Source organism: Achromobacter sp. ACM01 (genome assembly GCF_014851745.1).
GTDB classification, from domain to species: domain Bacteria; phylum Pseudomonadota; class Gammaproteobacteria; order Burkholderiales; family Burkholderiaceae_B; genus Achromobacter; species Achromobacter aegrifaciens.
Window position 1 is genome coordinate 1462336 of sequence record NZ_JACVAF010000001.1, and the last position, 23515, is coordinate 1485850.

Sequence of the window (23515 nt, forward strand, 5' to 3'; positions counted from 1 at the left end):
TCCCGGTGCGTTAGAGACCTTGCTTGCCTTCGTTGCCCGGGATGTACGGGCTCCAGGGCTGGGCGCGGATCGGACCCTTGCTCTTCCACACCACGCTGAACTGGCCATCCGCCTTGATTTCGCCGATGTAGACCGGCTTGTGCAGGTGGTGGTTGGTCTTGTCCATCTCGATGGTGTAGCCGTCGGGCGCGTTGAATTTCTGGCCGCCCATGGCTGCGATCACCTTGTCCACGTCAGTGGTCTTGGCCTGCTCCACCGCCTGCTTCCACATATGGATGCCGATGTAGGTGGCTTCCATCGGGTCGTTGGTCACCACCGTATTCGCGTTGGGCAGGTTCTTGGCCTTGGCATAGGCCTTCCATTTCTGGATGAAGGCGTCGTTCACCGGGTTCTTGACCGACTGGAAGTAGTTCCACGCGGCCAGGTGGCCCACCAGCGGCTTGGTATCCACGCCGCGCAATTCCTCTTCGCCCACCGAGAACGCCACCACCGGCACGTCGGTGGCCTTCAGGCCGGCATTGCCCAGCTCCTTGTAGAAGGGCACGTTGGAGTCGCCATTGATGGTGGAGATGACGGCTGTCTTGCCGCCCGTGGCGAACTTCTTGATGTTGGCGACGATGGTCTGGTAGTCGGAATGGCCGAAAGGCGTGTAGACCTCGTCGATGTCGCTGTCCTTGACGCCCTTGGAATGCAGGAAGGCGCGCAGGATCTTGTTGGTGGTGCGCGGGTAGACGTAGTCGGTGCCCAGCAGCACGAAGCGCTTGGCGCCGCCGCCGTCTTCGCTCATCAGGTATTCGACGGCGGGTATGGCCTGCTGGTTGGGCGCTGCGCCGGTGTAGAACACGTTCTTCTCGAGCTCCTCGCCCTCGTATTGCACGGGGTAGAAGAGCAGGCCGTTGAGTTCCTTGAACACCGGCAGCACGGACTTGCGCGACACCGAGGTCCAGCAGCCGAAGACAACCGCCACCTTGTCCTGGGACAGCAGCTGGCGCGACTTCTCGGCAAACAGCGGCCAGTTCGACGCCGGGTCCACCACCACGGCTTCGAGCTTCTTGCCCATCACGCCGCCATTGGCGTTGATCTCGTCGATGGTCATCAGGGCCACGTCCTTGAGCGACGTTTCCGAGATCGCCATCGTGCCCGACAGCGAATGCAGGATGCCGACCTTGATGGTGTCCTCGGCGGCGAGTACCTGCGGCATCCATCCGGACATGGCCAACAGGCTCACGGCGGTCAGTTGCTTAAGGGCTAGTCTGCGTTTCATGGTGACTCCTGATTGGAATGTGCCGGCCGTGCCGGCGAGAACGATCTGAAAACACACGACAACGAGGACCTAAAAGCAAGAGGCATGCCAACCGCGCGGGCACGTGCAGTCCGCTATATGAAAGGGGGTAGACGAAGGGCGCGCCACGGATGGCGGCGCGCCAGGCGGCACGGGCCGATCTGGTGCCGCGTGCACAACATGGGTGCGCGCGCCGCCCGCTGGCGGTGCGCGCATGTGGCGCCGCGGCGATGGCTTCGTGCCGCAGGCGGCCCCTTGCCGCAGGGAATCGGGGCAGGCGCGGGGCGGCGTCCGACATGGCACGCCGATTGCTTGGGAATCCGTACTTGTATACAAGAAAGGATTCCAGCATGAACGCCGTAGCAACGCACAAAGGCCCCGTCGCCTGGACGATCGCGCAGTGGCAGGCCGCCTATCGCAATGAGGGCGCCACGCCCGAGACCTTGTTGGCCGCCTGGGCCGAACGCGGCAACGCGCCAGACAATGCCTGGATCAAGCGCGTGGACGGCGCCATGCTGGCGCGGCAGCTCGACGCTCTGCAAGGGCTGCTGGAAGCGGCCAACGGCGACCTGACGCGGCTGCCGCTTTATGGCGTGCCGTTCGCCATCAAGGACAATATCGACGCCGCCGGCTGGCCCACCACGGCGGCCTGCCCGGAATTCGCATATACGCCCGAGGAAGATGCGACCGTGGTCGCCCGCCTGCGCGCGGCCGGCGCCATCCTGGTGGGCAAGACCAACCTGGACCAGTTCGCCACCGGACTGGTGGGCACGCGTTCGCCGCTGGGCGCGGTGCCCAATACGTTCAATCCGGACTACGTCAGCGGCGGCTCCAGTTCGGGTTCGGCTTCCGTGGTGGCGCGCGGCCTGGCCGCTTTCTCGTTGGGCACCGACACTGCGGGCTCGGGCCGCGTGCCGGCGGGGTTCAACAACATCGTGGGCCTCAAGCCCACCAAGGGGCGGCTCAGCGCGGCAGGCGTGGTGCCGGCATGCCGCACGCAGGACTGCGTGTCGGTGTTCGCGCTGACGGTGGACGACGCCGAACTGGTAGCCGACATTGCAGCGGGTTGGGACGCGCGCGACCCCTATTCGCGCGCTCAGCCTGTAGGGAGCGGAAATCCCTGGCCGGCGCAACCCAGGCTGGCGATTCCCGCGCAGCTGGAATTTTTCGGCGATGCGCAGGCCGCGGCGGCGTTCGATCAGGCCGTGAGCGACCTGAAGGCCAGCGGCGCAACGGTCGAACCCATCGACTTCACGCCATTCAGCGAGCTGGCGGCGCTGCTGTACCAAGGGCCCTGGGTGGCCGAGCGCTTTGCCGCCGTGGAAGCGTTGTGGAAGCAGAACCCCGAGGCCATCCATCCGGTGGTGCGCGGCATCGTCGAACAGGCCGCCAACTACAGCGCGCTGGACGCGTTCAAAGCCGAGTACCGGCGCGCCGAGCTGACGCGCGGCATCCATCAGACGTTGGCGGGCTTTGATGCGCTGGTGGTGCCGACTACGCCCACGATCTACACCATCGCCCAGCTCGAAGCCGATCCGGTGACGCTGAACTCGAGATTGGGGATCTACACCAACTTCACGAACCTGGCCGACCTGTCGGCGCTGGCGCTGCCCGCGGGCATGCGCGGCGACGGCCTGCCCGCGGGCATCACGCTGATCGGCATGGCTTGGCAGGACCATGCGCTGGCGCAGTTCGGACGCCAGTGGCAGGCGCGTCTGGCGCTGCCGCTGGGCGCCACCGGTGCGCCGCTGCCCGCAGCCGAGCATGCGGTCCTCCCCGCGCGTGACACGGTGCGCGTGTCGGTCGTGGGGGCGCACCTGCGCGGCATGCCGCTGAACCACCAACTGACCTCGCGCCGCGCCGTGTTCGTCGAAGCGGCGCGCACGGCCGGCGATTACCGCCTGTACGCCCTGGCCAACACCACGCCGCCCAAGCCCGGACTGGTGAAGTCCGCGAGCGGCGCGCCCATCGAGGTCGAACTCTGGGACGTACCGCTGGCCGCCTTCGGCGCCTTCGTGGCCGAGATCCCCGCGCCGCTGGGCATCGGCACGCTGGAGCTGGCGGACGGCCGCCAGGTCAAGGGATTCATCTGCGAGCCGCGCGGCCTGGAGGGCGCGCGCGACATCACGGAGTTCGGCGGCTGGCGCGCCTACCTGGCCAGCCTGGCCTGATCTCCGCTTTCGATAACCCGCAAGACACCAGGGAGTCGCACCGTGTTCGATACCGTTCTGATTGCCAACCGCGGCGAGATCGCCGTCCGCGCCATCCGCACCCTCAAGCGGCTGGGCATCCGCAGCGTGGCCGTTTACTCCGACCCGGACCGCAATGCCGCGCACGTGCGCGCGGCCGACGTGGCCGTGGCTCTGGGCGGCGAAAAGGCCGCCGACAGCTACCTGCGCATGGACCTGCTGCTGGCCGCCGCGCGCGAGCATGGCGCGCAAGCCATCTATCCCGGCTACGGCTTCCTGTCCGAAAGCGCCGAGTTCGCGCAAGCCTGCGAAGACGCGGGCATTGCGTTCGTCGGCCCTACGCCCTTGCAGATCCGCGAGTTCGGCCTGAAGCACCGTTCCCGCGAACTGGCGGCGGAGGCCGGCGTGCCGATGACGCCGGGAACGGGCCTGCTGGACAGTCTGGGCGCCGCGCTGTCGCAGGCCGAGCGCATCGGCTATCCGGTGATGCTAAAGAGCACGGCGGGAGGCGGCGGCATCGGCCTTTCGCGCTGCGACAACGAGGCCGAGCTGACTGCGGCCTTCGATAGCGTACAGCGCATGGGCGAGCACTTCTTCAGCGACGGCGGCGCCTTCATCGAGCGCTACGTCGACAATGCGCGCCATGTCGAGGTGCAGATCTTCGGCGACGGCGCCGGCCGTGTGCTGGCCCTGGGCGAGCGCGATTGCTCGGTGCAGCGCCGCAACCAGAAGGTCATCGAAGAGACGCCCGCGCCGCTTTTGCCCGCCGCCACGCGCCAGGCGCTGCACGCTGCCGCCGTGCGGCTGGGCGAGTCGGTCAACTACCGTTCCGCCGGCACCGTGGAATTCATCTACGACCCGGCGCGCGACAGCTTCTATTTCCTGGAGGTCAATACCCGCTTGCAGGTAGAGCATCCCGTGACGGAAGCCGTCACCGGGCTGGACCTGGTGGAATGCATGCTGCGCGTGGCCGCGGGCGAAGCGCTGGATTACGCCGCCATGTCGCGCGCGCCGCAAGGCGCATCCATCGAGGTGCGCCTGTATGCCGAGGATCCGCTGCGCCAGTTCCAGCCGTCGCCTGGCGTGTTGACCGACGTGTTCTTTCCAGAAGGCCTGCGGGTGGACGGCTGGGTCGCGACCGGCACCGAGGTGCCGGCGTTCTACGACCCCATGCTGGCCAAGCTGATCGTGCATGCCGGCACGCGCGAGGCCGCGCTGGACAAGCTGGCGCACGCGCTGGCCCGTACGCGCCTGCACGGCATCGCCACCAACCTGGACTATCTGCGGCAGATCGTGGATGACGCGCGTTTTCGCGCAGGCGAGCTGTCCACGCGCTTTCTTGAAACCTTTGCCTACCGGCCCGCGGCGATCGAGGTGCTGGCGGCAGGCACCTACACCAGCGTGCAGGACTACCCTGGGCGGGTGGGCTACTGGGACATCGGCGTGCCGCCCTCGGGCCCGATGGACGACTATGCCTTCCGCATGGCCAACCGCATCGTCGGCAACGCGTCCGACGCAGCGGGCATCGAGGCCACGCTGGTCGGCCCGACCTTGCGCTTTCACGGCGATGCCGTCGTGGCGCTGACGGGAGCGGCCTGCGCCGCCACCCTGGATGGCGAGCCCGTGCCCATGTGGACGCCGGTGGCCGTGCGTTCCGGCCAGGTGCTGACGACCGGCCGCGCGCTGTCGGGCTGCCGCAGCTATCTGGCGGTGCGCGGCGGCCTGGACGTGCCGGTCTACCTGGGCAGCCGCTCCACCTTCGTGTTGGGCCAGTTTGGAGGGCATGCCGGCCGCACCTTGCGCGTGGGCGACATGCTGCCGCGGATCCGTCCTGAGCGGGACTGCGGTGCCACCGCACCTGTGTCCGAACCGCAGGCCGCGCCCGCCGGCTTGGTTCCGGCCTATGGCAACACCTGGCAAATCGGCGTGCTCTACGGCCCGCACGGCGCGCCGGATTTCTTCCGGCCCGAAGCCATCGAGGCCTTCTTCGCCGCGGACTGGGAAGTGCACTACAACTCCAACCGGCTGGGCGTGCGCCTGATCGGCCCCAAGCCAACTTGGGCGCGCGAGGACGGCGGCGAGGCGGGCCTGCATCCGTCCAATATCCACGATTGCGAATACGCCATCGGCAGTATCAACTTCACCGGCGACAGCCCCGTGATCCTGACGCGCGACGGCCCCAGCCTGGGCGGCTTCGTCTGCCCCGTCACCATCGCCCGCGCCGAACTGTGGAAGGTCGGGCAGGTCAAACCGGGCGACCGGATCCGCTTCGTGCGCATCGACTATCAGCAGGCGGTGGCGCTGGAGGCGGCGCAGGACCGTTGCGTGGCCGAACTGGCGGCGCCCGCGCAGCCCGCGCAAGCCTTGGCGCCCGCCGCCGTGCCGGAACCCATCGTGGCGGCGCTGCCGGCGCAGGGCGCGCGGCCTGCGGTTTCTTACCGCCAGGCGGGCGACGGCTACCTGCTGCTGGAATACGGCGACAACGTGCTGGACCTGGCGCTGCGCATGCGCATCCATCTGCTGATGGAGGCGCTCAACGCCGAGCCCATCGCCGGCGTGATGGAGTTGTCGCCTGGCGTGCGTTCGCTGCAGATCCGCTACGACAGCCGTGTCATCCTGCAAGGCGCGTTGATCGAGCGCCTGCTGCGGATCGAGAGCGGCCTGGCCGACGTGGCCACGCTCAAGGTGCCCACCCGCGTGGTCTACCTGCCCATGGCGTTCGAGGATTCGGCCACGCTGGGCGCGGTGCAGCGCTACCAGGAAACCGTGCGCGCCAGTGCGCCGTGGCTGCCGAACAATGTGGACTTCATCCGGCGCATCAACGGCCTGGCCAGCCGCAAGCAGGTCCGCGATATCGTGTTCGACGCCAGCTATCTGATCATGGGCCTGGGCGACGTGTACCTGGGTGCCCCCTGCGCGGTGCCGATAGATCCGCGCCACCGCCTGCTGACTTCCAAGTACAACCCGGCCCGCACCTACACCGCCGAAGGCACGGTAGGCATAGGGGGGGTCTACATGTGCATCTACGGCATGGATTCGCCTGGCGGCTATCAGCTGGTCGGACGCACCTTGCCCATCTGGAACAAATTCCTGAAGAACCCGGTGTTCCAGGACGGCAAGCCCTGGCTGCTGCGCTTTTTCGACCAGGTGCGTTTCTATCCGGTGACGGAAGCCGAACTCGATGCGTTGCGCGAAGATTTCCGCGAAGGCCGGGCCACGGTCCGCATCGAGGAAGAGGTGTTCGACTTTGCCGCGCACCAGCGCTTCCTGGCGGAAGAGGCCGACAGCATCGCCGCGTTCCAGACGCGCCAGAAGAGCGCCTTCGACGCCGAAGTGGCCTTGTGGAAAAGCGAGGATGCGGCGGTGGAGCAAGTGGCGGCCGACCCCGAACCCGACGCCGAGGCGGCCTTGCGCGAAGGCGAAAGCCTGGTCAGCGCCGACATGTGCGGCAACGTCTGGAAGATCCCGGTGCAGGTGGGTCAGAGCGTATCGGCGGGGGACACGCTGGTGGTGGTCGAGGCCATGAAGATGGAGCTGTCCGTCATCGCGCCGGCGTCGGGGACCGTGGTCGCGATCCGCTGCGTGCCGGGCAAACCGGTGAACGCGGGCGACCCGCTCATCGTTCTGGCCGAAGACGCGACCTGCCCCGTGGCCTGACCATGCGCCTGGAATCCGCGCTGGCCGCTCCCGCCATCCGCCAGACGCCGGCCTTGGCCGGTTCGCTGGCCGACCAGGTCTATCAGCGGCTGAAAGACGACCTGTTCGACTTCCGCGTGCTGCCGGGCGAGCGCTTCACCGAGGCCGAGGTGGCGGCGCGGCTGGGCGTCAGCCGCACGCCGGTGCGGCTGGGACTGGCGCGGCTGGAGCGCGAAGGCTACGTGCTGCCGCGTCCCCGCAGCGGCTGGCAGGTGCGGCCCTTTGACTTCGAACGCTTCGAGGCGTTGTATGACGTGCGCGTGGTGCTGGAAGAGGCTGCGGTCGAACGGCTGTGCGCGCGCGAGCACATGGACCAGGCCGGCATCCTGGGCGCACTGAAAGACGTGTGGCTGGCGCCGCCGCGGCAACGCATCCTCGACGGCCGGCTGGTGGCGCAGCTGGACGAGGCCTTTCATTGTTCGTTGGTGGCAGCCGCGGGCAACCCGGAGCTGGCGCAGATCCATCGCGACGTGACCGAGAAGATACGCATCGTGCGGCGGCTGGATTTCACCAAGGACTTCCGCGTGGATGCGACCTACGACGAGCACGCGGCCATCCTGCGGGCCGTGCTGGCGCGGCGAGCCGAGGAGGCGGCGCGGATGTTGCGTTCGCATATCGGCATGAGCCGAGCGGAGGTCCGCAAGATCACGCTGCACATGCTGCACCAGGCGCGCGAGCATGCTGGCGGGCTGGGCCTCGCGTCCCCGGACTAGCCCTGCAGCTGCTGGTAGACCTCTTGCGACACGCGCAGCAGTTCCTCGCGGCTGACCGCGCCTGACAGCGCGTAGCCGAACTGTCCTTCGACCCAGTAGAACACCCGCACCGGGCCTTCCTGGGTGAATTGGAACGCGGTCTGCCCGCCCGCGGCTTCGCGGGTGACGTACAGCGTCAGGCGCTGGCCGTCGGCCGCGCCGTACATGAACAGCGCGACCGGCCCCGCACCACCCGGCAGCAGGCGGCCGCCCACCAGTTCGTAGCCGGCCTGCGATAGCGACGGCGGGCGCATGGTCGCGCCCATGCGCTTGGTCAGCCAGGTCACCAGGCCTTTTTCATTATCGGCGCCGACCTCCACAGGCCGGCCCATGTCGGGCGCGTAGACCGCGTGGGCGATGGCGGCGCGCTGGGCATAGCCGCCCGCAATGCGTTCGGGCGCGGCGGTCGCCAGCGCGGCCTGCAGCTGGCGGGCGTCCATGGCGCCGCGCGTGATCCAGGCGGCGCTGGCGCTGATGGCGGCGATCGCCACGCCGGCGGCCAGGGCCCGCCAGGGCCAGGGGTTCGAGGGCCGCGCCAGGGGCAGGCGCAGCGGCAGCGGCTCGTCCAGCACCGGGTCCAGCATGGCGTGCAGCAGGCGCCGTTGCTCGCGCCATTCGTCGACGCGGGCCTGGTCTTGCGGATGGGAGGCCAGGAATGCTTCGACCTCGGCGCGGCGCGTGGGCGGCAACTGGCAGTCCGCATAGGCATGCAGGTCGGCTTCGGTAATCGGGGTGCCCGCGCCGGGCACCGCATGGAGGCGTTTCTCGTTCATGTCATTTCACGCGATGGAGCTTGCTGACGGTGTCGCGCGCCTGCATCAGCGCGCCCAGTTTTTCGCGGGCGCGCGACAGGCGCGACATGACCGTGCCCATCGGCACGTCCAGTATCCGGGCGGTGTCCTGATAGGACAGGTCTTCCACGCATATCAGCAACAGCACTTCCCGCTGTTCGGCGGGCAGGGCTTGCAGGCAGCGGTCCAGGTCGCGCACCTCCAGGTGGTCTGTCTGCGTGGCGCGCACCGGGGCGTCGGGCAGTTCGCCCGGGGCGGTCTGTTCGGCCCGCCGGTTGCTGGCGCGCACGCCGTCGATGAAATGGTTATGCATGATGCCGAACATCCAGGCGCGCAGCTCGCCGCGCCGCTGCCAGCGCGAATAGCGGCTCCATGCGCGCTCCAGCGTGTCCTGGACCAGGTCGTCGGCCCGGTGGGGGTCGCCCGTCAGCCCGCGGGCATAGCGCCGCAGGCTGGGGATGCAGGCCAGGATCAGGGCTTCGTCTTCGGCGCGCATGGGTTGCTGCGTGTGATGGCGGACACCGTATCAGGGCTTGGCAACGTGCCAGACTTCCTTGAAGTTGTCGCCGGTCTTGTCGCCCGCCTTGGCGTCCTTGGCATAGGTGTACAGCGGCTTGCCCTTGCTGGCCCATTGCTTGCTGCCGTCGTCGCGGGTGATGACGGTCAGGTCGCCCATGGGCTTGGCGTCGGCGCTGGCCATGACGGGCGGCCAGATCTTGGCGCACTGGTCGTTGCAGGCGCTCTTGCCGCCGGCATCCTTGTCGAAGGTGTAAAGCGTCATGCCGGCGCTGTTGACCAGCATGCCGTCCTGGGTCTTGACGGCCTGGGCCTGGGCGCCGGCCGAAAACAGGGCGGCGGCGGAGATGGCCAGGGCTGCGGCGATGTGTTTGCGCATGGTGTGCCTCGTACGTAGATAGGGAAAGTGGGAGACTGCCCCCTACAGACGCTGCCGGTCCCGGCTTTATTCCAGCCGGGCTGAAAGAAGTTGCAAAGGGTCAGCCGGCCGGCCGGACCGCGCCGGGTTCGTGACGCATTTCATATTCCAGGTCGGTTTCCTCCACGGGGATGAAGCCCAGCGCTTCATAGAGGCGCCGGGCAGGGTTGCCCTTGAGCACGCTCAGGGTGACGGGGACGCCCTCGGCGTCGGCCTCGTCCAGCACGCCCTCCAGCAGGCGACGGCCCAGCCCGCGGCCCTGGAAGGCGGGATCGATCTGGATCTGCACGATGCGCCAGCCTGCCGGGTCCCGGCCGTGCTTGAACAGGCCGGCGGGCCGGCCGTCCAGCCAGACGATGCGGGCGTCCTCGAAACGGTAACGGATGCGGGCCAGATGGTGGTCGTCATCCAGGGGAGCGCCCGCGCGCTGCAGGTGTTCCTGCATGGTGGTCTTGCGCAGGGCGAGCAGGAAGGGCAGGTCGTCTTCGGTGGCGGGTTGCAGCGCCAGGGAGCAGGTCTGGGTCATGGATGCGGGGAAATTGGGGGCGTCCGGCTGACGCGCCGGCGCGATTATCAGGTTATAGAGCGGTTGCGCCGCGGACGCCAGTCCGCCGCCTGGCGCTTTCAGCCCGCTCCTTGACGCCGTTGCGTCAACCCGCGCTGCCGTTGCGCGCGCACTCCCATCCCAGCTCGGCCAGCGGTTCCACCTTGGCGCCCATGGTCCGGGCGTCGTCGGCTGCGGCATTGCCGCCCGAGGCGCGCGCGGCAACCCCTTGCAGGATGGCGGCCATGCGGAAGAAGCTGTAGGCGAGATAAAAGCCCCAATCGGACACCCCCGCAAGCCCGCGCGCCCGGCAATACGCGGCCACGACTTCGTCCTCGCCGGGGATGCCCAGCGCGGCGAGGTCGGAGCCGGCCACGCCGCGCCACAACTGCGGCGATACGCGCCAGCACATGCTGTAGTAGGCCAGGTCCGCCAGCGGATGGCCCAGTGTCGAAAGCTCCCAGTCCAGCAGGGCCAGCGCGCGGGGTTCGATGGGATGGAAGATCAGGTTGTCCAGCCTGAAATCGCCATGCACCAGGCGCGTTTCGTCGCTGGCGGGAATGTTGCGCGGCAGCCAGTCGATCAGCGCTTCCATGGCGGGCAGGTCGGCCGCCGGCCGGCTTTCGCGGTATTGCCGCGTCCAGCGTGATATCTGGCGCGCGTAGTAGTTGCCTGGCCGGCCATAGCTTTCCAGGCCCAGGGCCGCGTAGTCCAGTTGATGCAGGGCCGCGAGCACGCGGCTGGTTTCCGCGTAGATGGCGGCGCGCTCGGCGGGCGCGAGGCCCGGCAGGGCGGGGTCGACGAAGCTGCGTCCCTGCACGTAGTCCATCAGATAAAAGGGCGTGCCGAGCAGGCTGTCATCGGCGCAATAGTCCAGCATGCGCGGCACGGGCACGTCGCTGCGCTGCAGCGCCCGCATCACCTGGAATTCCCGGTCGATGGCGTGCGCCGAGGGCAGCAGCTTGCCCGCGGGCTGCTTGCGCAGCACGTACTGGCCTTTGTCCGTGGTCACGACGTAGGTCGGATTCGATTGGCCGCCGGCCAGGCGGCGCAGCGCCACTTCCTCCGCCCGTCCCGCATACCCTGCGCGCACCAGGTAGGCGGCCAGCGCGTCCTGGCCGTCGATGGCGTCCGCCGCCGCGCCCGTCACGATTGCGCCCCGGCCGCGTCCTGCGCCTGCCAACGCCAGAAGTCGTCGCCTTCGTCCATCAGGTACCGAGCCAGCACCATCTTGTGCACTTCCGAGGCGCCGTCGACCAGCCGGGCCTGGCGCGCGTAGCGGTAGATCCAGGCCAGCGCCGTATCGCGTGAATAGCCGCGCGCGCCGGTCAGCTGGATGGCGGTGTCTACCGCCTTGTGCAGCGTTTCGGAGACGACGATCTTCGCCATCGAGACTTCCTTGCGTGCGTAGCTGCCCTGGTCCAGGGCGACCGCGGCGCGCATCGTCAGCAGGCGGCCGATTTCGATCGCCATGGCGCATTCGCCCAGCATCCATTGCACGCCTTCGCGTTCGGCCAGCGCGGTGCCGAAGCTCTGCCGGGTCGCCACGTACTCGCGCGCGATCGCCAGCGAGCGGCGGGCCAGCCCCAGCCAGCGCATGCAATGCGTCAGCCGCGCGGGCCCCAGGCGGATCTGCGTGACCTTCAGACCGTCGCCCACGCCGAGTAGGCGGTTTTCGTCAGGGATCTCCAGTCCGTCGAACACCAGTTCGCAATGGCCGCCGTGTTCCTCCGGGCCCATGATGGGAATGCGCCGCTCGATGCGCCAGCCGGGCTGGTCCGCGTCGAACAGAAAGGCCGTCAGGCCCTTGCGCGGATCGTCCGAGGTCTTGGCCATCAGGATGAAGTGCTGCGCCACGCCGGCGCCGGTGATGAACCATTTCTTGCCATGCACCCGCCACTTGCCGTCCTGCAGCGTGGCGGTGGTGCGCATCATGGAAGGGTCGGAGCCGCTGCCGGGATGCGGTTCGGTCATGGCGAACGAGGAGCGCACTTTGCCGTCCACGATGGGTTGCAGCCAGCGCGCCTTCTGCGCCTCGGTGGCGACCTTTTCCAGCACCATCATGTTGCCGTCGTCGGGCGCCGCGCTGTTGAACACCACGGGTCCGAAGATCGACACGTTCATTTCCTCGTAGCAGGCCGCCATGCCGACGCGCGACAGGCCCTGGCCGCCGCGTTCGCGCGGCATCTGCAGGGCCCACAGACCGGCTTCGCGCGCGCGGCGGCGCAGCGGCTGCAGGACTTCCTCGCGGATGTTCTCGTGTTCGTCGTAGGAGGACGGATCCGCCTCCACCGGCAGGATGTGCGTCTCGACAAAGTCCTTGATGCGCAGGCGGTAGCTTTCGATTTCTGGCGTGAGGCTGAAGTCCATATTGCGTCCCGGATTCAAAGCGTGGAAATGAGGTGTCCGCCGTCCACCACCAGGACCGATCCGGTCATGAAGGAAGAGGCGTCGGAAGCCAGCAGCAGCAGGGGAGCCGACAGCTCCCGCGCCTGCCCGAGCCGGCGCTGCGGCACGCGCCGGATCAGCGCCTGCCCCGCGTCGCTGGCGAAGAATTCGCGGTTCAGGTCGGTTTCTATGTAGCCTGGCGCCAGCGCATTGACGCGGATGCCGTGGCGCGCCCATTCCAGCGCCAGGGCCTGCGTCAGCTGGATCAGCGCGGCCTTGGAGGCAGCGTAGGCGGGAACCTGCTGGGCCACCCGCAGCCCCAGGATGGAAGCGATGTTGATGATGCTGCCGCCGCCGTGCGCCTGCATGTGGCGTCCGGCTGCCTGCGCCACCCGCCAGGTGCCGTTGAGGTTGACGTCGATCACGTCCATCCAGTCGGCTTCGCTGTGTTCCAGCGCAGGGCGCGCGGTGGTAATGCCGGCGTTGTTGACCAGGATGTCGATGGCGCCGCCCAGGCGCTCGGATGCGGCATCGAACAGACCCGCGACGCTGTCGGGCTGGGTCACGTCCAGCGCGATGGCGCAGGCCTGCCGGTCGGCGGCGGCCAGTTCCGCGGCCAGCTGCTCGCCGGCCTGCAGCCTGCGCCCGGCCAGAGCCACGTGCGCGCCCGCGGCGGACAGGGTGCGCGCGAACTCCGCGCCCAGTCCGCCAAAGGCGCCGGTCACCAGGGCCCGCTTGTTGCGTAGGTCCTCGAACATGCTCATCCTCCTTCCGGCGATGCCGCCGCGCGGGTCATGCAGGCTTGTACGCCGACGCTTCCACTTCGATCAGCCACTCGGGCCGCGCCAGGGCGCGCACCACGACCAGCGTCGCGGCGGGACGGGCCTCGCCCAGATAGGCCAGCCTGACGGGGCCGAGCAGCGGCAACTGGCTTTCATCCGTGATGTAGGTCACGACCTTGACCAGATCGCCCGCATTCATCCCCGCAGCCTCCAGCATGGCCTGGATGTTGCGCCAGGCGGCATGGGCCTGGGCTTCGAAGCCTTGGGCGAGCGCGCCCTCCGACGATACTCCCACCTGGCCGGCAATGTGCAGCCAGCGTCCGGGGCCTTCGGTCAGCACGCCCTGGCTGTAGGGGCCCAGCGGAGCGCAGACGCCCGCGGGATTGAGTGGTTGGCCTGCCATAGGGACTCCTCGTGAAAGATCAGGCCCGGCCCGCGCCGGGCAGCAGCAGATCGAGCGTCTTGTTGAACAGCGGATAGCTTCCGCCCGCGAAATCGGTCAGCAGATCGAAATGGTTGCGCTGCGGCACCACCAGGTTCTCCACCTCGTGGCCATGGCTGGCGCAATGCTGCGAGAAATCCCGGCTCTGGCCGCGAAAGCCCTCGGTTTCCAGCGCGCCGGCGGCGAACACCATGGGCACTTCGTACAACGCGACGCGTTGGTACAGCCCCAGGCTGCGGGCTTCGGCCGCGCTCATGTGGAGATCGCGGTTGATGGAAGTGCGCAGCAGCGGTTCCAGATCGAACAGTCCGCTCAAGCCCACGTAGCCGCGTATCCTGCCCGCCAGGGCGGGCACCAGGTCCCGGCACAGCGCGCGGGCGGCCATGTGCCCGCCGGCGGAATGGCCGGACAGCACGATGCGGCTGGCGTCGTAGCCGTGGCGCTCTCCCTGCGCGGTCAGCCAGGAGACGGCCGTACAGGCTTCGTCGACGATCTCGGAGACGCTCGCGTGCGGCGCCAGCGTGTAGTTGGGCAGCGCCACCGCGACGCCGCGCGCCAGGTACTCGTCGGCGATGAACGAAAAGCCGTGCTTGTCCAGGGCGCGCCAATAGCCGCCATGGATGAAGACCAGCAGCGGCGGCGCCGGCACGTGGTCGGGAACGAACAGGTCCAGCACGCTCGAGGGCCGCTCGCCGAAGCGCAGGTCCAGGCGCGCCTCGCGCCGGCTGCGCGTGTCGGCGCTGCGGCGCGCATAGGTAAAGTAGATTTCCTCGCGTTCGGGGTGCCGGGCGCGCAGGTTGTACTGCGCTTCCTGCTCCGGATCGATCGCCTGCTCCTGGGAAGAACACGTCATCGCTTCACCTGTCTCCTGTCAGGCGCCCAGATAGGCGGCCTGTACCCGTGTATCGTCGCGCAGCGCCTGGGCGCTGCCCGAATACGCCACCCGGCCTTCCTGCAGCACGTAGCCGTAGTCCGCGGCGCTCAAGGTCAGCCTGGCGTTCTGTTCGGCGATGAACAGCGTCAGTCCTTCCTGCTTGAGCCGCCGCAGCGACAGGAAGATGTCCTTCACGACCAAGGGCGCCAGGCCCATGGACGGTTCGTCCAGCATCAGCAGGCGCGGGCTGCTCATCAGGGCCCGGCCGATCGCGACCATCTGCTGCTCGCCGCCGGACAGCGTTCCCGCAGCCTGGCGGGCGCGCTCGGACAGCCGCGGGAACAGGTCCAGGACGAAGTCGAGGTTGCGGCGGAACTCGGATTGGCGGCGTTGCTTGAGCAGTTTGTAGCCGCCCATTTCCAGGTTTTCGCTGACCGACAGCGGTGCGAAAACGCGCCGGCCTTCGGGCACCAGCACGATGCCGCGGTCGACGATGCGGTCGGCGGGTAGCGCCTCTATCGCTTCGCCCTCGAAGCGCACGCTGCCGCGCAGGGGGCGCAGCAGGCCGCTCAGGCTGCGCATGACCGTGGTCTTGCCGGCGCCGTTGGCGCCTAGCAGGCAGCCTATCTGCCCGGCGGGAATCTCCAGGCTGGTTTCCCGCAGGACGTCGCCGGCCCCATAAGAGGCGCACAGATTGGTGATTTCAAGCATCGGGCATGTCCTCCCCGAGATAGGCCTTCAGGACCAGGGGATCGACGCGCACCGCGTCGGCCTGGCCTTCGGCGATCTTGCGGCCGTAGTTCAGGACCAGGATGTCGTCGCACAGCTGCATGACGAAGCTCATGTTGTGCTCGACCAGCAGCACGGTTACCCCGCTGGCGTTCACTTCGCGTATGACCTGGGCCACCTGCGCCACTTCGGCATGCGGCACGCCCGCGACGGGTTCGTCCAGCAGCAGCAAGGTGGGATCGGCGGCCAGGGCGCGGGCGATTTCCAGGATCTTGGCCTGGCCGAAGCTCAGGTCCGCAGCCAGCACATCAGCCTGGCGGGCCAGATGCAGCTGCTCCAGCCGTTGCATCGCGATGTCGCGCATCTGCCGCTCGTCGCGGCGCTGGCGGGGCGTGCGCAGCATGCAGGCCCACAGGCCGGAGCCGAAGCGCGCATGGCAGCCCACCATGACGTTCTCCAGCACCGTCAGGTCCTTGAAGATCTGCAGGTTCTGGAAGGTCCGGGCGATGCCCAGCCTGACGCGCTGGTGCGGCGGCAGGCCCCGCACCGAGCGGCCGCGAAAGCAAACGTCGCCGTTGCCCGGCTGCAGCAGCCCCGCGACGATGTTGAACAAGGTGCTCTTGCCCGCGCCATTGGGACCGATGAGCCCCTTGATCTGCCCTTGCTTCAGATCGAAGGACAGGTCGGCAAGCGCGGCCAGTCCGCCGAAATTGATGCCCAGGTCCCGCACCGACAGGAAATCGTGATCAGCCATGGCGCACCTTTCCCTTCGTTGCCGCCACCGGGGATGCGGGCAGGCTTGCGGAACGCCGGCACAGCCGCTGCGCCAGTCCCGCCAGCCCGCCCGGGAAGAACATCAGGACCAGGATCATGCCCAGCCCGAACAGCAGCAGCTCCACGTCGTGGAAGGCGCGCAGCAGTTCGGGCGCGGCGGTGTAGACCAGCGCGCCGAACAAGGGCCCCCAGTACTTGCCCCAGCCTCCGACCGCGACCATGACCAGCAGCAGCACCGATGCGGAGAAGCTGAAGGTTTCCGGCGATGCGAACTGGTTGAAGTGGACATAGAACGTACCCGCCAGGGCCGCCACCGCGGCGCAAAGCACGAACACCACCACCTTGAGCGCATAGGTGTTGATGCCCAGGCTGGCCGCGCCGACCTCGCTGCCGGCCACGCTGATCATGGCGCGGCCGATGCGCGAGCGGGTCAGGTTGAGGAAGCCCCACATCAGCAGGAGGCCCGCGGCCCAGGCCAGGTAGAAGAAGCGCCGGTCGGTATCGAAGGCATAGCCCGCGATGGTGATGGGCTCGACTCCCGACAGGCCGTTGGGGCCGCCGGTGTAGTCCACCAGTTCGACGAACAGCACCGACAGGATGGCGTTGAATCCCAGCGTTGCCATCGCCAGGTAGTGACCGCGCAGCCGCAGCACGGGCAGGGCGATCAACAGCGCCGCCGTGCTTGCGACCGCCAGCGCGGCCGGGATGGAGGCGAGTGCGGGGAGGCCGTACTTGGCCGACAAGGCGCCGCTGACATAGGCGCCCAGGCCGAAGAAGCCGGCCTGGCACATGGATATCTGCCCGCAGTAGCCCATCAGCAGGTTGAGACTGGCGATCAGCATCAGGTTGATGCTGAACGTCACCGCCAGGCCTACGGCATAGCTGTTCGGCGCCACCAGCGGAAACAGGAGGAACAGGCCCCACAGCGCCAGCAGGATGCGCAGGTCGTGGCGCGCGCCGTCCCCGGGCGGATGGATTTCGGATTTCATCGTCACCCCCTTCAGACCTTGTTGATTTCGGCTTTGCCCAGCAAGCCCTGGGGACGGTAGAACAGCACCAGCAACAGCACGATGAAGGACAGCGCGTCCTTGTATTGCGAGGAAATCAGGCCGCCTCCCAGCGCCTCGATCACGCCCAGCAGCACGCCGCCAAGCAAGGCGCCCTGCAAGCTGCCCAGCCCGCCCAGCATGGCCGCGCTGAAGCCCTTGAAGCCGAGCATGGTGCCGTGGTCATAGGAGGTGAAGGTCAGCGGCGCGATGATCACGCCCGCGATGCCGCCGGCCAGAGCCGCGAGCACGAAGGCCACCGTCACCGAGCGCCGCACGTTGATGCCGACCAACGCGGCGGCGTCTCGGTCGATGGCGGTCGCGCGCAGGGTCTTGCCCAGCAGAGTGCGTTCGAAGAAGAAATGCGTGCCCAACATGAAGAGCAGCGCCACCCCCATCACCCAGAAGCTCTGCGGCGGAATCTGCGCGCCCGCCAGCGGCACCGGCGTGTCGCCCGAGAATGCGGGATAGCCCATCGGCGTTTTGCCCAGCCCCAGCATCACCAGGCTTTTGGTACAGATGGCCAGGCCGATGCTGAGCAGCGTCACCAGCAGGGGCGCGGGCTTTTTCAGCGGATGGATCACCAGGCGTTCGGACAGGCCGCCCGCCAAGGCCACCAGGGCCACCGCCGCCAGACAGGACAGCCAGAGCGGCAGTTCGGCGACCGCATAACAGGCGGCCGCCACCATGCCGCCCATCATGACCCATTCGCCCTGGGCGAAGTTGATGGCGTCGGTGCTCTTGAATATGACGTTGAATCCCACCGCCACGATGGCGTAGATGCTGCCGGTGGTGATGCCGGCGACCAGCAGTTGGATGATTTGCGCGGACATGTCCATGGCGAAGCCCCGGCGCCGCTCAGTTGGGACGGCGCGAGGTGAGCGCGATGCCGGGCAGTTCGACGCCGAACTCGGCCAGGCGCCGCGTCACCGTCTCCAGGTACGACCACAGGACCTCATACTCCCGGTCTGCGGACGCAGCGCCCAGGCCCGCTTCGGCCGTCAGCGCGTTGGCACGGCTTTCGGCGCCGTCGGGCTCTGCCAGCCAGGGGCAGTGGTAGCCGCGCAGTTCGACCTCGTTCAGATAGCCCGACACGGCCTGCGCCACGGCGGCGCGGTCGGCGTCGGACCAGGCCGCGGCGCGTTCGGCCACATAGAGCCAGCCGAAGGTGGCGTGACGCTCCTTGGCCTGCACGCACTGTTCCAGGATGCGGCGGGCAACGGGTTCCCGGGCGTTCTCCAGGTAGGCCCGGAACAGTTCCAGCTCCAGGCCGTCTTCCACCGCGGCGTGCGTGGTGAAGAAGGCGTCGGCATGGCAGGCGGCATCCAGTACCTGGCGGTGCCGGCATTGGTTGAAGATGGCTTCCTGCTGCGGGCTGGGCGGGCGGTTCAGGTAGCCGCCCAGCAAGGTGGCGTAGCGGTGGAAGCACTCGATCTGCCAGGCTTCCTCGGTGTTGCGCACGGTGAGAAAGTACTTGGGGTCGGACTCGCGGCCGCTCTCCAGGCACAGGCGCACCAGCAGCGCCGGCGTTTCGCTCAAGCCGGCGTATTCCACCCAGGCGCGGCGGCTCCAGGTCAGGCGCGCCGCATCGCGGACTTGCGCGTCGAGGGCGCCTGGATCCAGGCTGGCCCAGGGAATATCGGTCTCCGGCGCCCAGCGCTGCTGCTTGCCGGTTTCGTAAAGTTCGCGGATCGAGGTGATGGACTGCTTGAGCGTCAGCGGGAAGCGGCGCTCAACGGGAATTCTTGTCGTGGCTGCGTTCATGTCGGGTTTCCTCGCGTTCAGAATTCGCCGATCTTCGGGTGGTGCAGCAGGGGCAGATGCACGCCCCAAGGCTCCATCTGGCGGCGCACGCGCTGCACGGTTTCAACGAACAGGGGCTTCTCCAGTTCTTCGACCGTGGAACCCAGGCCGGCTTCCCAGGTGAGCCGGTCCACTTCCATTTCGGCGCGAGAAGCCGGATTGTCGGGCGCCAGCCATGCGCTGTGATAGCCGTTGAGCTCGACCTTTTCCATCATGTTGATCACGGCGTTTTCCACTACCTTGATTTCGGCGGCGGACATCTGCGGAATGCGGTGGTCGAGAAAGCGCCAGCCGAACGCGCAGTGCCGCACCTCGTCGCGCATGATGCGGGCGCAGATCTGCTTGGCGACGGGATCGCGGGTGATTTCGACCAGGTGGCGGAAGACGTCGAATGCGATTTCCTCGGCGGCGCAGACCAGCGCCGCGAGAATGGCCTCGACCGACACCTCGGGATCCAGCGCCATCTTGCGCACGCCATGGGTGGCGACGGAGCCCTGGTAGGCGGCCTGGGCCGGCTGCTCCATGTAGCCGCCCAGCGCCTCGGCCATGCGGTAGCAGGCTTCGGCGTGGCGGCTTTCCTCTTGTGAGCGGATGGTGAAGAACAGCCGCAGGTCGGGTTCGCACTTGTCGTGGCAGAAGCGGATCTGCAGGGCAGGGCTTTCCGAGATGGCGCCGTATTCGCTCCAGGCCCGGCGGCTCCAGTACTGGCGGGCCGCGTAGCGCTGCTCGGGCGTGTACTGCGAGGCGTCGAACAGATGCCAGTCGATGTCGGTGCGCGGGTCCCACTGCTTGACCGTTGCCAGGTGGTAGAGGTCGCGGATCTTGGGGATCCGGGTGTCCAGGTCCAGCGGAAAGATGCTTTCCGGATCGTCCAGGATCGTACGCGGCTCGGCGCTTGCTACGTTCATGACTGCACTCCCTGGTTTGCAGCGCCCGCGGCGCGCGTGAGTGGAGGTTGCGGAGATGGAACTGCTTTACTTGTAGTCGGCCAGCCGGAACTGCCCGTCGCGGTAGCCCAGCATGACGATGTCGTCCTTATCCAGGCCCGAGTGGCGCTGGGGCGAGAAATTGAAGACCCCGCCCACGCCCTGGTAGCCGGTGATGGCGGTCAGCTGTTCGCGGGTCTTTTCCTTGTCGCCGCCGCTCTTGTCCAGGGCGGCGCGTGCCAGCATGATGGCGTCGTAGGTCTGGGCCACGAACTGGTTGGGCTTGCGCTTGTAGCGGGCCTCGAAGCGCTTGCTGAGGTCCACGATGCGCGTCTTGATCGGGTCGGCGTCGGGCAGGTCCTGGCCCACCGGGAACTTGACGCTGACCAGCAGCAGGTCCTTGACCGAGTCGCCGGCCAGCTTCATGTAGCGCTGGTCGACGAAACCGTAGCTGTGCACCAGGGTGAGCTTGTCCAGGCCCAGCTGCTGCGCCTGCTTGATGAACACCACGCCAGCCGGGGTGACGGTCCAGCAGATGATGGCCTGCACCGACGCATTCTTGATGCGCGTGAGCTGCGGAGTCAGGTCGGTGTCGGCGGGGTTGAAGGATTCATACGTGATGTCGATGCCGCGCTTGGCGGCAAGCCGCTTCATCTGTTCGACGGCGCTCTGGCCGAAGCCGCTGTTGTCGGCCAGCAGGGCGGCGCGCTTGATGCCTTTCTTGTCGAAGTAGTCCAGCACCCGGTCGATCACCTGGTCGTCGTCCACGGTGCTCTTGAACACGTACTTGCGTTCCGCCACCGGCATCACGATCTGCATCGAGCCTTCGGTGGAAATGAAGGGCGTGGCGGCCTTGTCCACCATCGGCACCATGGCCATGGCGATGCCGCTCATGTTGCCGCCGCCGACGATGATGTCCACCTTGTCCTGGGACAGCAGCCGCTTGGTGGCGTTGATGGCCTTGGCGGTCTGGCTTTCGGCGTCGTAGAACACCCATTCGACTTTCTTGCCGCCGATGCCGCCGGCGGCATTGATGTCGTCGATGGCCATTTCCATGCCGGCCTTCATGTCTTCGCCGAGGAAGGCGGCGGGACCGGTCACGGACAGGATGGATCCTATCCGCACCGTATCCTGCGCGCTGGCGGCGTGCATGCCCAGCATCAGCGCGGCGGCCGGCAGCGCGATGGCCGCGCGGCGCGAGAACTCCAGAAACGTCTTTAAGCAAGTCATGGTGCTACTCCTGTGCCTGATGCGGGATTTAAGGGGGTGCAGCAACTTCCACGAACAGCGAAAACGTAGTCGGCTAGGCCTCCGCCACGCCGGGTGGGTTGCGGAACTCGAGCGAGTCCGACACCTGGTCCGTCTTGCCTGCGCCGTTCTGCAGCGGTACGCGCACCGAGTACCGGACCTGGTCCGCGCGGTAATGCGACAGGCCGGACATGACCGGCCGGTCCTGCTTGTCGAAATACACCAGGTGCCGCGTCAGGACGGGATCGCCGGGCAGGAGGCTGAGGTAATCGGCATGTTCGGCCTGCACCGCGCCGCCCTCGATCTTGAGGTTGCCGTAGGCCAGCTCGACCTGGCGGCCGATCAGCTCCAGCAGGGAGCCCGCCTCGGCCTGGCGGGCGTCGATGTGCGGGATGCGGTCGGTGCGCACATAGCGGTAGTCGATCGAGATCGGCACCTGCTGGACCGTGCGCAGGCGCAGGATGCTCCAGACCGGGGTGCCGGGCGCCACGTCCAGTTCGCGCGCCACGACGGCCGAGGCCGGTTCCTGCGCGCAGTGCAGCACCCGCAGGCTGAGGGGACGGCCGTGTGCGGACCACTGGTCGATGAAGTCCATGGCCGGGCTGAACTGCTCGTCGATCTTGGGGGCGCAGACGAAGGTGCCGGAACCGCGGACCCGCCGCAGATAGCCTTCGTCCACCAGTTCCTGGATGGCCTGGCGCACCGTCATGCGGCTGACGTTGAATTGTTCGCTCAGCTCGTGGTCGGTGTGGAAGCGGTCGCTTTCCTGCTGCCAGTTCAGGATCATCATCAGCACGCGCCGCTTGATCTGCACATAGAGCGGCAGAGGGGAGTCGCGGTCCAGCGCCACGGGGCTGCTGGAGACGGGGGACTCGCTGCGGACGTTCGTAAGAGTGGACATGACAGCTGGTTTCCGGAATATGTATATAGGATTTGTATATTTGTCTAGTTAACTAGACTTTATGATATATTGATTTCGAAAGTCAAGTACGGATTAGCGATATGAATATTTCTACGCTCGACCTTGCGCTGGCGCTCCCGCCCCACAGCCTGGATGCCGTTCTGTCCTTTGATCAGCCCGCCTCGCTGGACCGGGCGGACGTGCTCATATGGAATCCCGCCGGCCTGTACCCCGCGCTGGAGGCGGCCTGCGAACGCACCGATCCGCCGGTGCTGGGGGTGGGCGCGTCGGAATGGCTGCTGGCCACCAGCCGCCATTGGCGCGAACAATTCAAGCGCCTGCTGGCCGCGGGCGGCACCCTGGTGGCGTTGGTGCCCGCGCCGCGCACGGTGGGCGTGCATACCTTGCAGGACATTCTTCCTTACGACTGGTCCGATCCGCTCTGGCCGCGGCGGGTGCGCAGCCAGCCGATCGACGGCGCTGCGCTGCCGCGCCAGGCGGGCGAGCCTTTCCGCACGCTCTTCACCGAAGCCGCGCGCTGTTTCCAGCCCTGCGCGACTCTCGCCGAGGCGCCGGGCGCGGGCATACTCGAGGACGGCCAGGGCATGACGCTGGCAAGCTACGCCAGTGAGCCGCCGGGCCGCCTGCTGCTGCTTCCGGCGCTGGCGCTGGATCTGGCGCAGGACGAAGCGGGCGCGGCGCTGTTTCTGCAGGAGCTGCGCCGCTGCATCGAACGCCTGGGCCAGCGCAGCGGCGTGCGCCTGGCGGGGTGGCTGGATCTGCAGCGCGGCCCGGCAGACGAGCAATTGCACGCCCGTCGCGCGCAATGCCTGCGCGAGCGCCATGCGCTCGACCTGGAATTGCAGGAACTGGACCGCGCCATGGCCGAGCGCGACTTTTTCAAGCAGCTGCTAGCTGGCGAAGGCCTGGGAGCGGGGCTGGCGGCCGCGGAAGTCTTCCGCCGCAAGAGCGCGCCAGTGCATGCGGACTGGGTCGAGAAAGACCTGCACATCGTTGAACTCGATCAACGCAACCTGCTGCTCAAGGTGCGGCTGGCGGATGAACCTCTGGATGCCGCGGCGCTACGCCGGCTGGAAGAGGCCCGCGTGCGGGTGGCGGATTACTTTTCGAGGCCGACTTCCATCCTCGTCGCGGACTGCGCCGACAATGCCTTGCCGCCGTCCGCGCGCGCGCCGCGCCAGCATGCCGTGCTGGAAGGCCTGGACGATGCCTATGTGCTGAACGGGCTGCACCTGTATGGCTGGCATCTGGAGACTCCCGGCGACAGCCCTGACCGCCTGCTGCAGCGTTTGATGCAGGCGGATGCGGACCTGAGCGATTCCCTGCTGCGCGCGACGCTGCGCGGCCTGACCCCGCCAGCCGACGCCTGAAGGGCGTGGTGAGCGTTTCGCTA

General features: G+C 67.7%; 22 protein-coding genes. 4 read left to right on the forward strand and 18 right to left on the reverse strand.

Features of this window, described 5'->3' with window-relative positions; translation table 11 throughout:
• Nucleotides 1–10 precede the first annotated feature (10 nt).
• The gene (gene urtA, locus IB268_RS06775) at nt 11–1264 is read right to left on the reverse strand and encodes an urea ABC transporter substrate-binding protein (protein WP_054451619.1); all 1254 of its coding nucleotides are present in this window, start codon (nt 1262–1264) and stop codon (nt 11–13) included.
• 368 nt (nt 1265–1632) lie between these two features.
• On the opposite strand from urtA, the gene atzF reads away from it, so the two are divergent.
• The 3 genes from atzF to IB268_RS06790 are packed head-to-tail and all read left to right on the forward strand — an operon-like array spanning nt 1633 to nt 7880.
• A complete protein-coding gene (gene atzF, locus IB268_RS06780; protein WP_192354006.1) occupies nt 1633–3453 on the forward strand; it encodes an allophanate hydrolase in 1821 nt (606 codons plus the stop codon).
• Nucleotides 3454–3495: 42 nt separating this feature from the next.
• Nucleotides 3496–7128, forward strand: a complete 3633-nt coding sequence (gene uca / locus IB268_RS06785) for an urea carboxylase (RefSeq protein ID WP_192354007.1) — start codon at nt 3496–3498, stop codon at nt 7126–7128.
• Nucleotides 7129–7130: 2 nt separating this feature from the next.
• On the forward strand, nt 7131–7880 hold the full coding sequence (locus IB268_RS06790; RefSeq protein ID WP_054451616.1) for a GntR family transcriptional regulator: 750 nt from the start codon (nt 7131–7133) through the stop codon (nt 7878–7880).
• Here IB268_RS06790 and IB268_RS06795 read toward each other — a convergent pair.
• The 17 genes from IB268_RS06795 to IB268_RS06875 all read right to left on the reverse strand — a co-directional run bounded on the left by IB268_RS06795 (nt 7877) and on the right by IB268_RS06875 (nt 22101).
• On the reverse strand, nt 7877–8692 hold the full coding sequence (locus IB268_RS06795) for an anti-sigma factor (protein WP_192354008.1): 816 nt from the start codon (nt 8690–8692) through the stop codon (nt 7877–7879). The genes IB268_RS06790 and IB268_RS06795 overlap by 4 nt on opposite strands.
• 1 nt (nt 8693) lies before the next feature.
• A complete protein-coding gene (locus IB268_RS06800) occupies nt 8694–9206 on the reverse strand; it encodes an RNA polymerase sigma factor (RefSeq protein ID WP_054451614.1) in 513 nt (170 codons plus the stop codon).
• A gap of 30 nt (nt 9207–9236) precedes the next feature.
• Nucleotides 9237–9605 carry a hypothetical protein gene (locus IB268_RS06805; RefSeq protein ID WP_054451613.1) on the reverse strand — a complete coding sequence of 123 codons (369 nt, stop codon included), beginning with the start codon at nt 9603–9605 and terminating at the stop codon, nt 9237–9239.
• Nucleotides 9606–9705: 100 nt separating this feature from the next.
• Nucleotides 9706–10170: a GNAT family N-acetyltransferase gene (locus IB268_RS06810; RefSeq protein ID WP_192354009.1), complete on the reverse strand. Its 465-nt coding sequence runs from the start codon at nt 10168–10170 to the stop codon at nt 9706–9708.
• Between the two features lie 124 nt (nt 10171–10294).
• Nucleotides 10295–11338, reverse strand: a complete 1044-nt coding sequence (locus IB268_RS06815; protein WP_192354010.1) for a phosphotransferase — start codon at nt 11336–11338, stop codon at nt 10295–10297.
• Nucleotides 11335–12558, reverse strand: a complete 1224-nt coding sequence (locus tag IB268_RS06820; RefSeq protein WP_192354011.1) for an acyl-CoA dehydrogenase family protein — start codon at nt 12556–12558, stop codon at nt 11335–11337. The genes IB268_RS06815 and IB268_RS06820 overlap by 4 nt, the downstream gene beginning before the upstream one ends.
• Nucleotides 12559–12572: 14 nt before the next feature.
• Nucleotides 12573–13334, reverse strand: a complete 762-nt coding sequence (locus IB268_RS06825; protein ID WP_054452248.1) for an SDR family NAD(P)-dependent oxidoreductase — start codon at nt 13332–13334, stop codon at nt 12573–12575.
• A gap of 34 nt (nt 13335–13368) precedes the next feature.
• Nucleotides 13369–13761 carry a RidA family protein gene (locus IB268_RS06830; protein WP_119449231.1) on the reverse strand — a complete coding sequence of 131 codons (393 nt, stop codon included), beginning with the start codon at nt 13759–13761 and terminating at the stop codon, nt 13369–13371.
• Nucleotides 13762–13780: 19 nt separating this feature from the next.
• On the reverse strand, nt 13781–14653 hold the full coding sequence (locus IB268_RS06835) for an alpha/beta hydrolase (RefSeq protein ID WP_054451609.1): 873 nt from the start codon (nt 14651–14653) through the stop codon (nt 13781–13783).
• 18 nt (nt 14654–14671) lie between these two features.
• Nucleotides 14672–15385 (reverse strand): ABC transporter ATP-binding protein, encoded by a 714-nt coding sequence (locus IB268_RS06840; protein WP_054451608.1) that lies wholly within the window; start codon nt 15383–15385, stop codon nt 14672–14674.
• On the reverse strand, nt 15378–16157 hold the full coding sequence (locus IB268_RS06845; RefSeq protein ID WP_054451607.1) for an ABC transporter ATP-binding protein: 780 nt from the start codon (nt 16155–16157) through the stop codon (nt 15378–15380). Before IB268_RS06845 ends, IB268_RS06840 begins: the two co-directional genes overlap by 8 nt.
• On the reverse strand, nt 16150–17166 hold the full coding sequence (locus IB268_RS06850) for a branched-chain amino acid ABC transporter permease (protein ID WP_192354012.1): 1017 nt from the start codon (nt 17164–17166) through the stop codon (nt 16150–16152). The genes IB268_RS06845 and IB268_RS06850 overlap by 8 nt, the downstream gene beginning before the upstream one ends.
• An 11-nt stretch (nt 17167–17177) precedes the next feature.
• Complete coding sequence (locus tag IB268_RS06855; RefSeq protein ID WP_225588902.1) at nt 17178–18056, reverse strand: branched-chain amino acid ABC transporter permease; 879 nt, start codon at nt 18054–18056, stop codon at nt 17178–17180.
• A gap of 25 nt (nt 18057–18081) precedes the next feature.
• The gene (locus IB268_RS06860; RefSeq protein ID WP_054451604.1) at nt 18082–18987 is read right to left on the reverse strand and encodes a hypothetical protein; all 906 of its coding nucleotides are present in this window, start codon (nt 18985–18987) and stop codon (nt 18082–18084) included.
• 17 nt (nt 18988–19004) lie between these two features.
• On the reverse strand, nt 19005–19934 hold the full coding sequence (locus tag IB268_RS06865) for a ferritin-like domain-containing protein (protein WP_119449233.1): 930 nt from the start codon (nt 19932–19934) through the stop codon (nt 19005–19007).
• A gap of 66 nt (nt 19935–20000) precedes the next feature.
• Complete coding sequence (locus IB268_RS06870) at nt 20001–21182, reverse strand: ABC transporter substrate-binding protein (protein ID WP_054451602.1); 1182 nt, start codon at nt 21180–21182, stop codon at nt 20001–20003.
• Nucleotides 21183–21255: 73 nt separating this feature from the next.
• A complete protein-coding gene (locus IB268_RS06875; protein WP_054451601.1) occupies nt 21256–22101 on the reverse strand; it encodes a GntR family transcriptional regulator in 846 nt (281 codons plus the stop codon).
• 101 nt (nt 22102–22202) lie between these two features.
• Between IB268_RS06875 and IB268_RS06880 the strand changes: the two genes are divergently transcribed.
• Complete coding sequence (locus IB268_RS06880) at nt 22203–23492, forward strand: hypothetical protein (protein WP_192354013.1); 1290 nt, start codon at nt 22203–22205, stop codon at nt 23490–23492.
• Nucleotides 23493–23515: the final 23 nt, after the last annotated feature.

What these genes read in the sequence shown, in the direction of transcription:
- IB268_RS06850 (WP_192354012.1), bottom strand. Translation starts at nt 17,166, where the DNA reads ATGAAATCCGAAATCCATCCGCCCGGGGACGGCGCGCGCCACGACCTG.
- IB268_RS06805 (WP_054451613.1), bottom strand. Translation starts at nt 9,605, where the DNA reads ATGCGCAAACACATCGCCGCAGCCCTGGCCATCTCCGCCGCCGCCCTG.
- IB268_RS06840 (WP_054451608.1), bottom strand. Translation starts at nt 15,385, where the DNA reads ATGCTTGAAATCACCAATCTGTGCGCCTCTTATGGGGCCGGCGACGTC.
- IB268_RS06865 (WP_119449233.1), bottom strand. Translation starts at nt 19,934, where the DNA reads ATGAACGTAGCAAGCGCCGAGCCGCGTACGATCCTGGACGATCCGGAA.
- IB268_RS06830 (WP_119449231.1), bottom strand. Translation starts at nt 13,761, where the DNA reads ATGGCAGGCCAACCACTCAATCCCGCGGGCGTCTGCGCTCCGCTGGGC.
- IB268_RS06860 (WP_054451604.1), bottom strand. Translation starts at nt 18,987, where the DNA reads ATGAACGCAGCCACGACAAGAATTCCCGTTGAGCGCCGCTTCCCGCTG.
- IB268_RS06820 (WP_192354011.1), bottom strand. Translation starts at nt 12,558, where the DNA reads ATGGACTTCAGCCTCACGCCAGAAATCGAAAGCTACCGCCTGCGCATC.
- IB268_RS06870 (WP_054451602.1), bottom strand. Translation starts at nt 21,182, where the DNA reads ATGACTTGCTTAAAGACGTTTCTGGAGTTCTCGCGCCGCGCGGCCATC.
- IB268_RS06800 (WP_054451614.1), bottom strand. Translation starts at nt 9,206, where the DNA reads ATGCGCGCCGAAGACGAAGCCCTGATCCTGGCCTGCATCCCCAGCCTG.
- IB268_RS06880 (WP_192354013.1), top strand. Translation starts at nt 22,203, where the DNA reads ATGAATATTTCTACGCTCGACCTTGCGCTGGCGCTCCCGCCCCACAGC.
- IB268_RS06825 (WP_054452248.1), bottom strand. Translation starts at nt 13,334, where the DNA reads ATGTTCGAGGACCTACGCAACAAGCGGGCCCTGGTGACCGGCGCCTTT.
- urtA (WP_054451619.1), bottom strand. Translation starts at nt 1,264, where the DNA reads ATGAAACGCAGACTAGCCCTTAAGCAACTGACCGCCGTGAGCCTGTTG.
- IB268_RS06790 (WP_054451616.1), top strand. Translation starts at nt 7,131, where the DNA reads ATGCGCCTGGAATCCGCGCTGGCCGCTCCCGCCATCCGCCAGACGCCG.
- IB268_RS06875 (WP_054451601.1), bottom strand. Translation starts at nt 22,101, where the DNA reads ATGTCCACTCTTACGAACGTCCGCAGCGAGTCCCCCGTCTCCAGCAGC.
- IB268_RS06855 (WP_225588902.1), bottom strand. Translation starts at nt 18,056, where the DNA reads ATGTCCGCGCAAATCATCCAACTGCTGGTCGCCGGCATCACCACCGGC.
- IB268_RS06835 (WP_054451609.1), bottom strand. Translation starts at nt 14,653, where the DNA reads ATGACGTGTTCTTCCCAGGAGCAGGCGATCGATCCGGAGCAGGAAGCG.
- IB268_RS06810 (WP_192354009.1), bottom strand. Translation starts at nt 10,170, where the DNA reads ATGACCCAGACCTGCTCCCTGGCGCTGCAACCCGCCACCGAAGACGAC.
- IB268_RS06845 (WP_054451607.1), bottom strand. Translation starts at nt 16,157, where the DNA reads ATGGCTGATCACGATTTCCTGTCGGTGCGGGACCTGGGCATCAATTTC.
- IB268_RS06795 (WP_192354008.1), bottom strand. Translation starts at nt 8,692, where the DNA reads ATGAACGAGAAACGCCTCCATGCGGTGCCCGGCGCGGGCACCCCGATT.
- atzF (WP_192354006.1), top strand. Translation starts at nt 1,633, where the DNA reads ATGAACGCCGTAGCAACGCACAAAGGCCCCGTCGCCTGGACGATCGCG.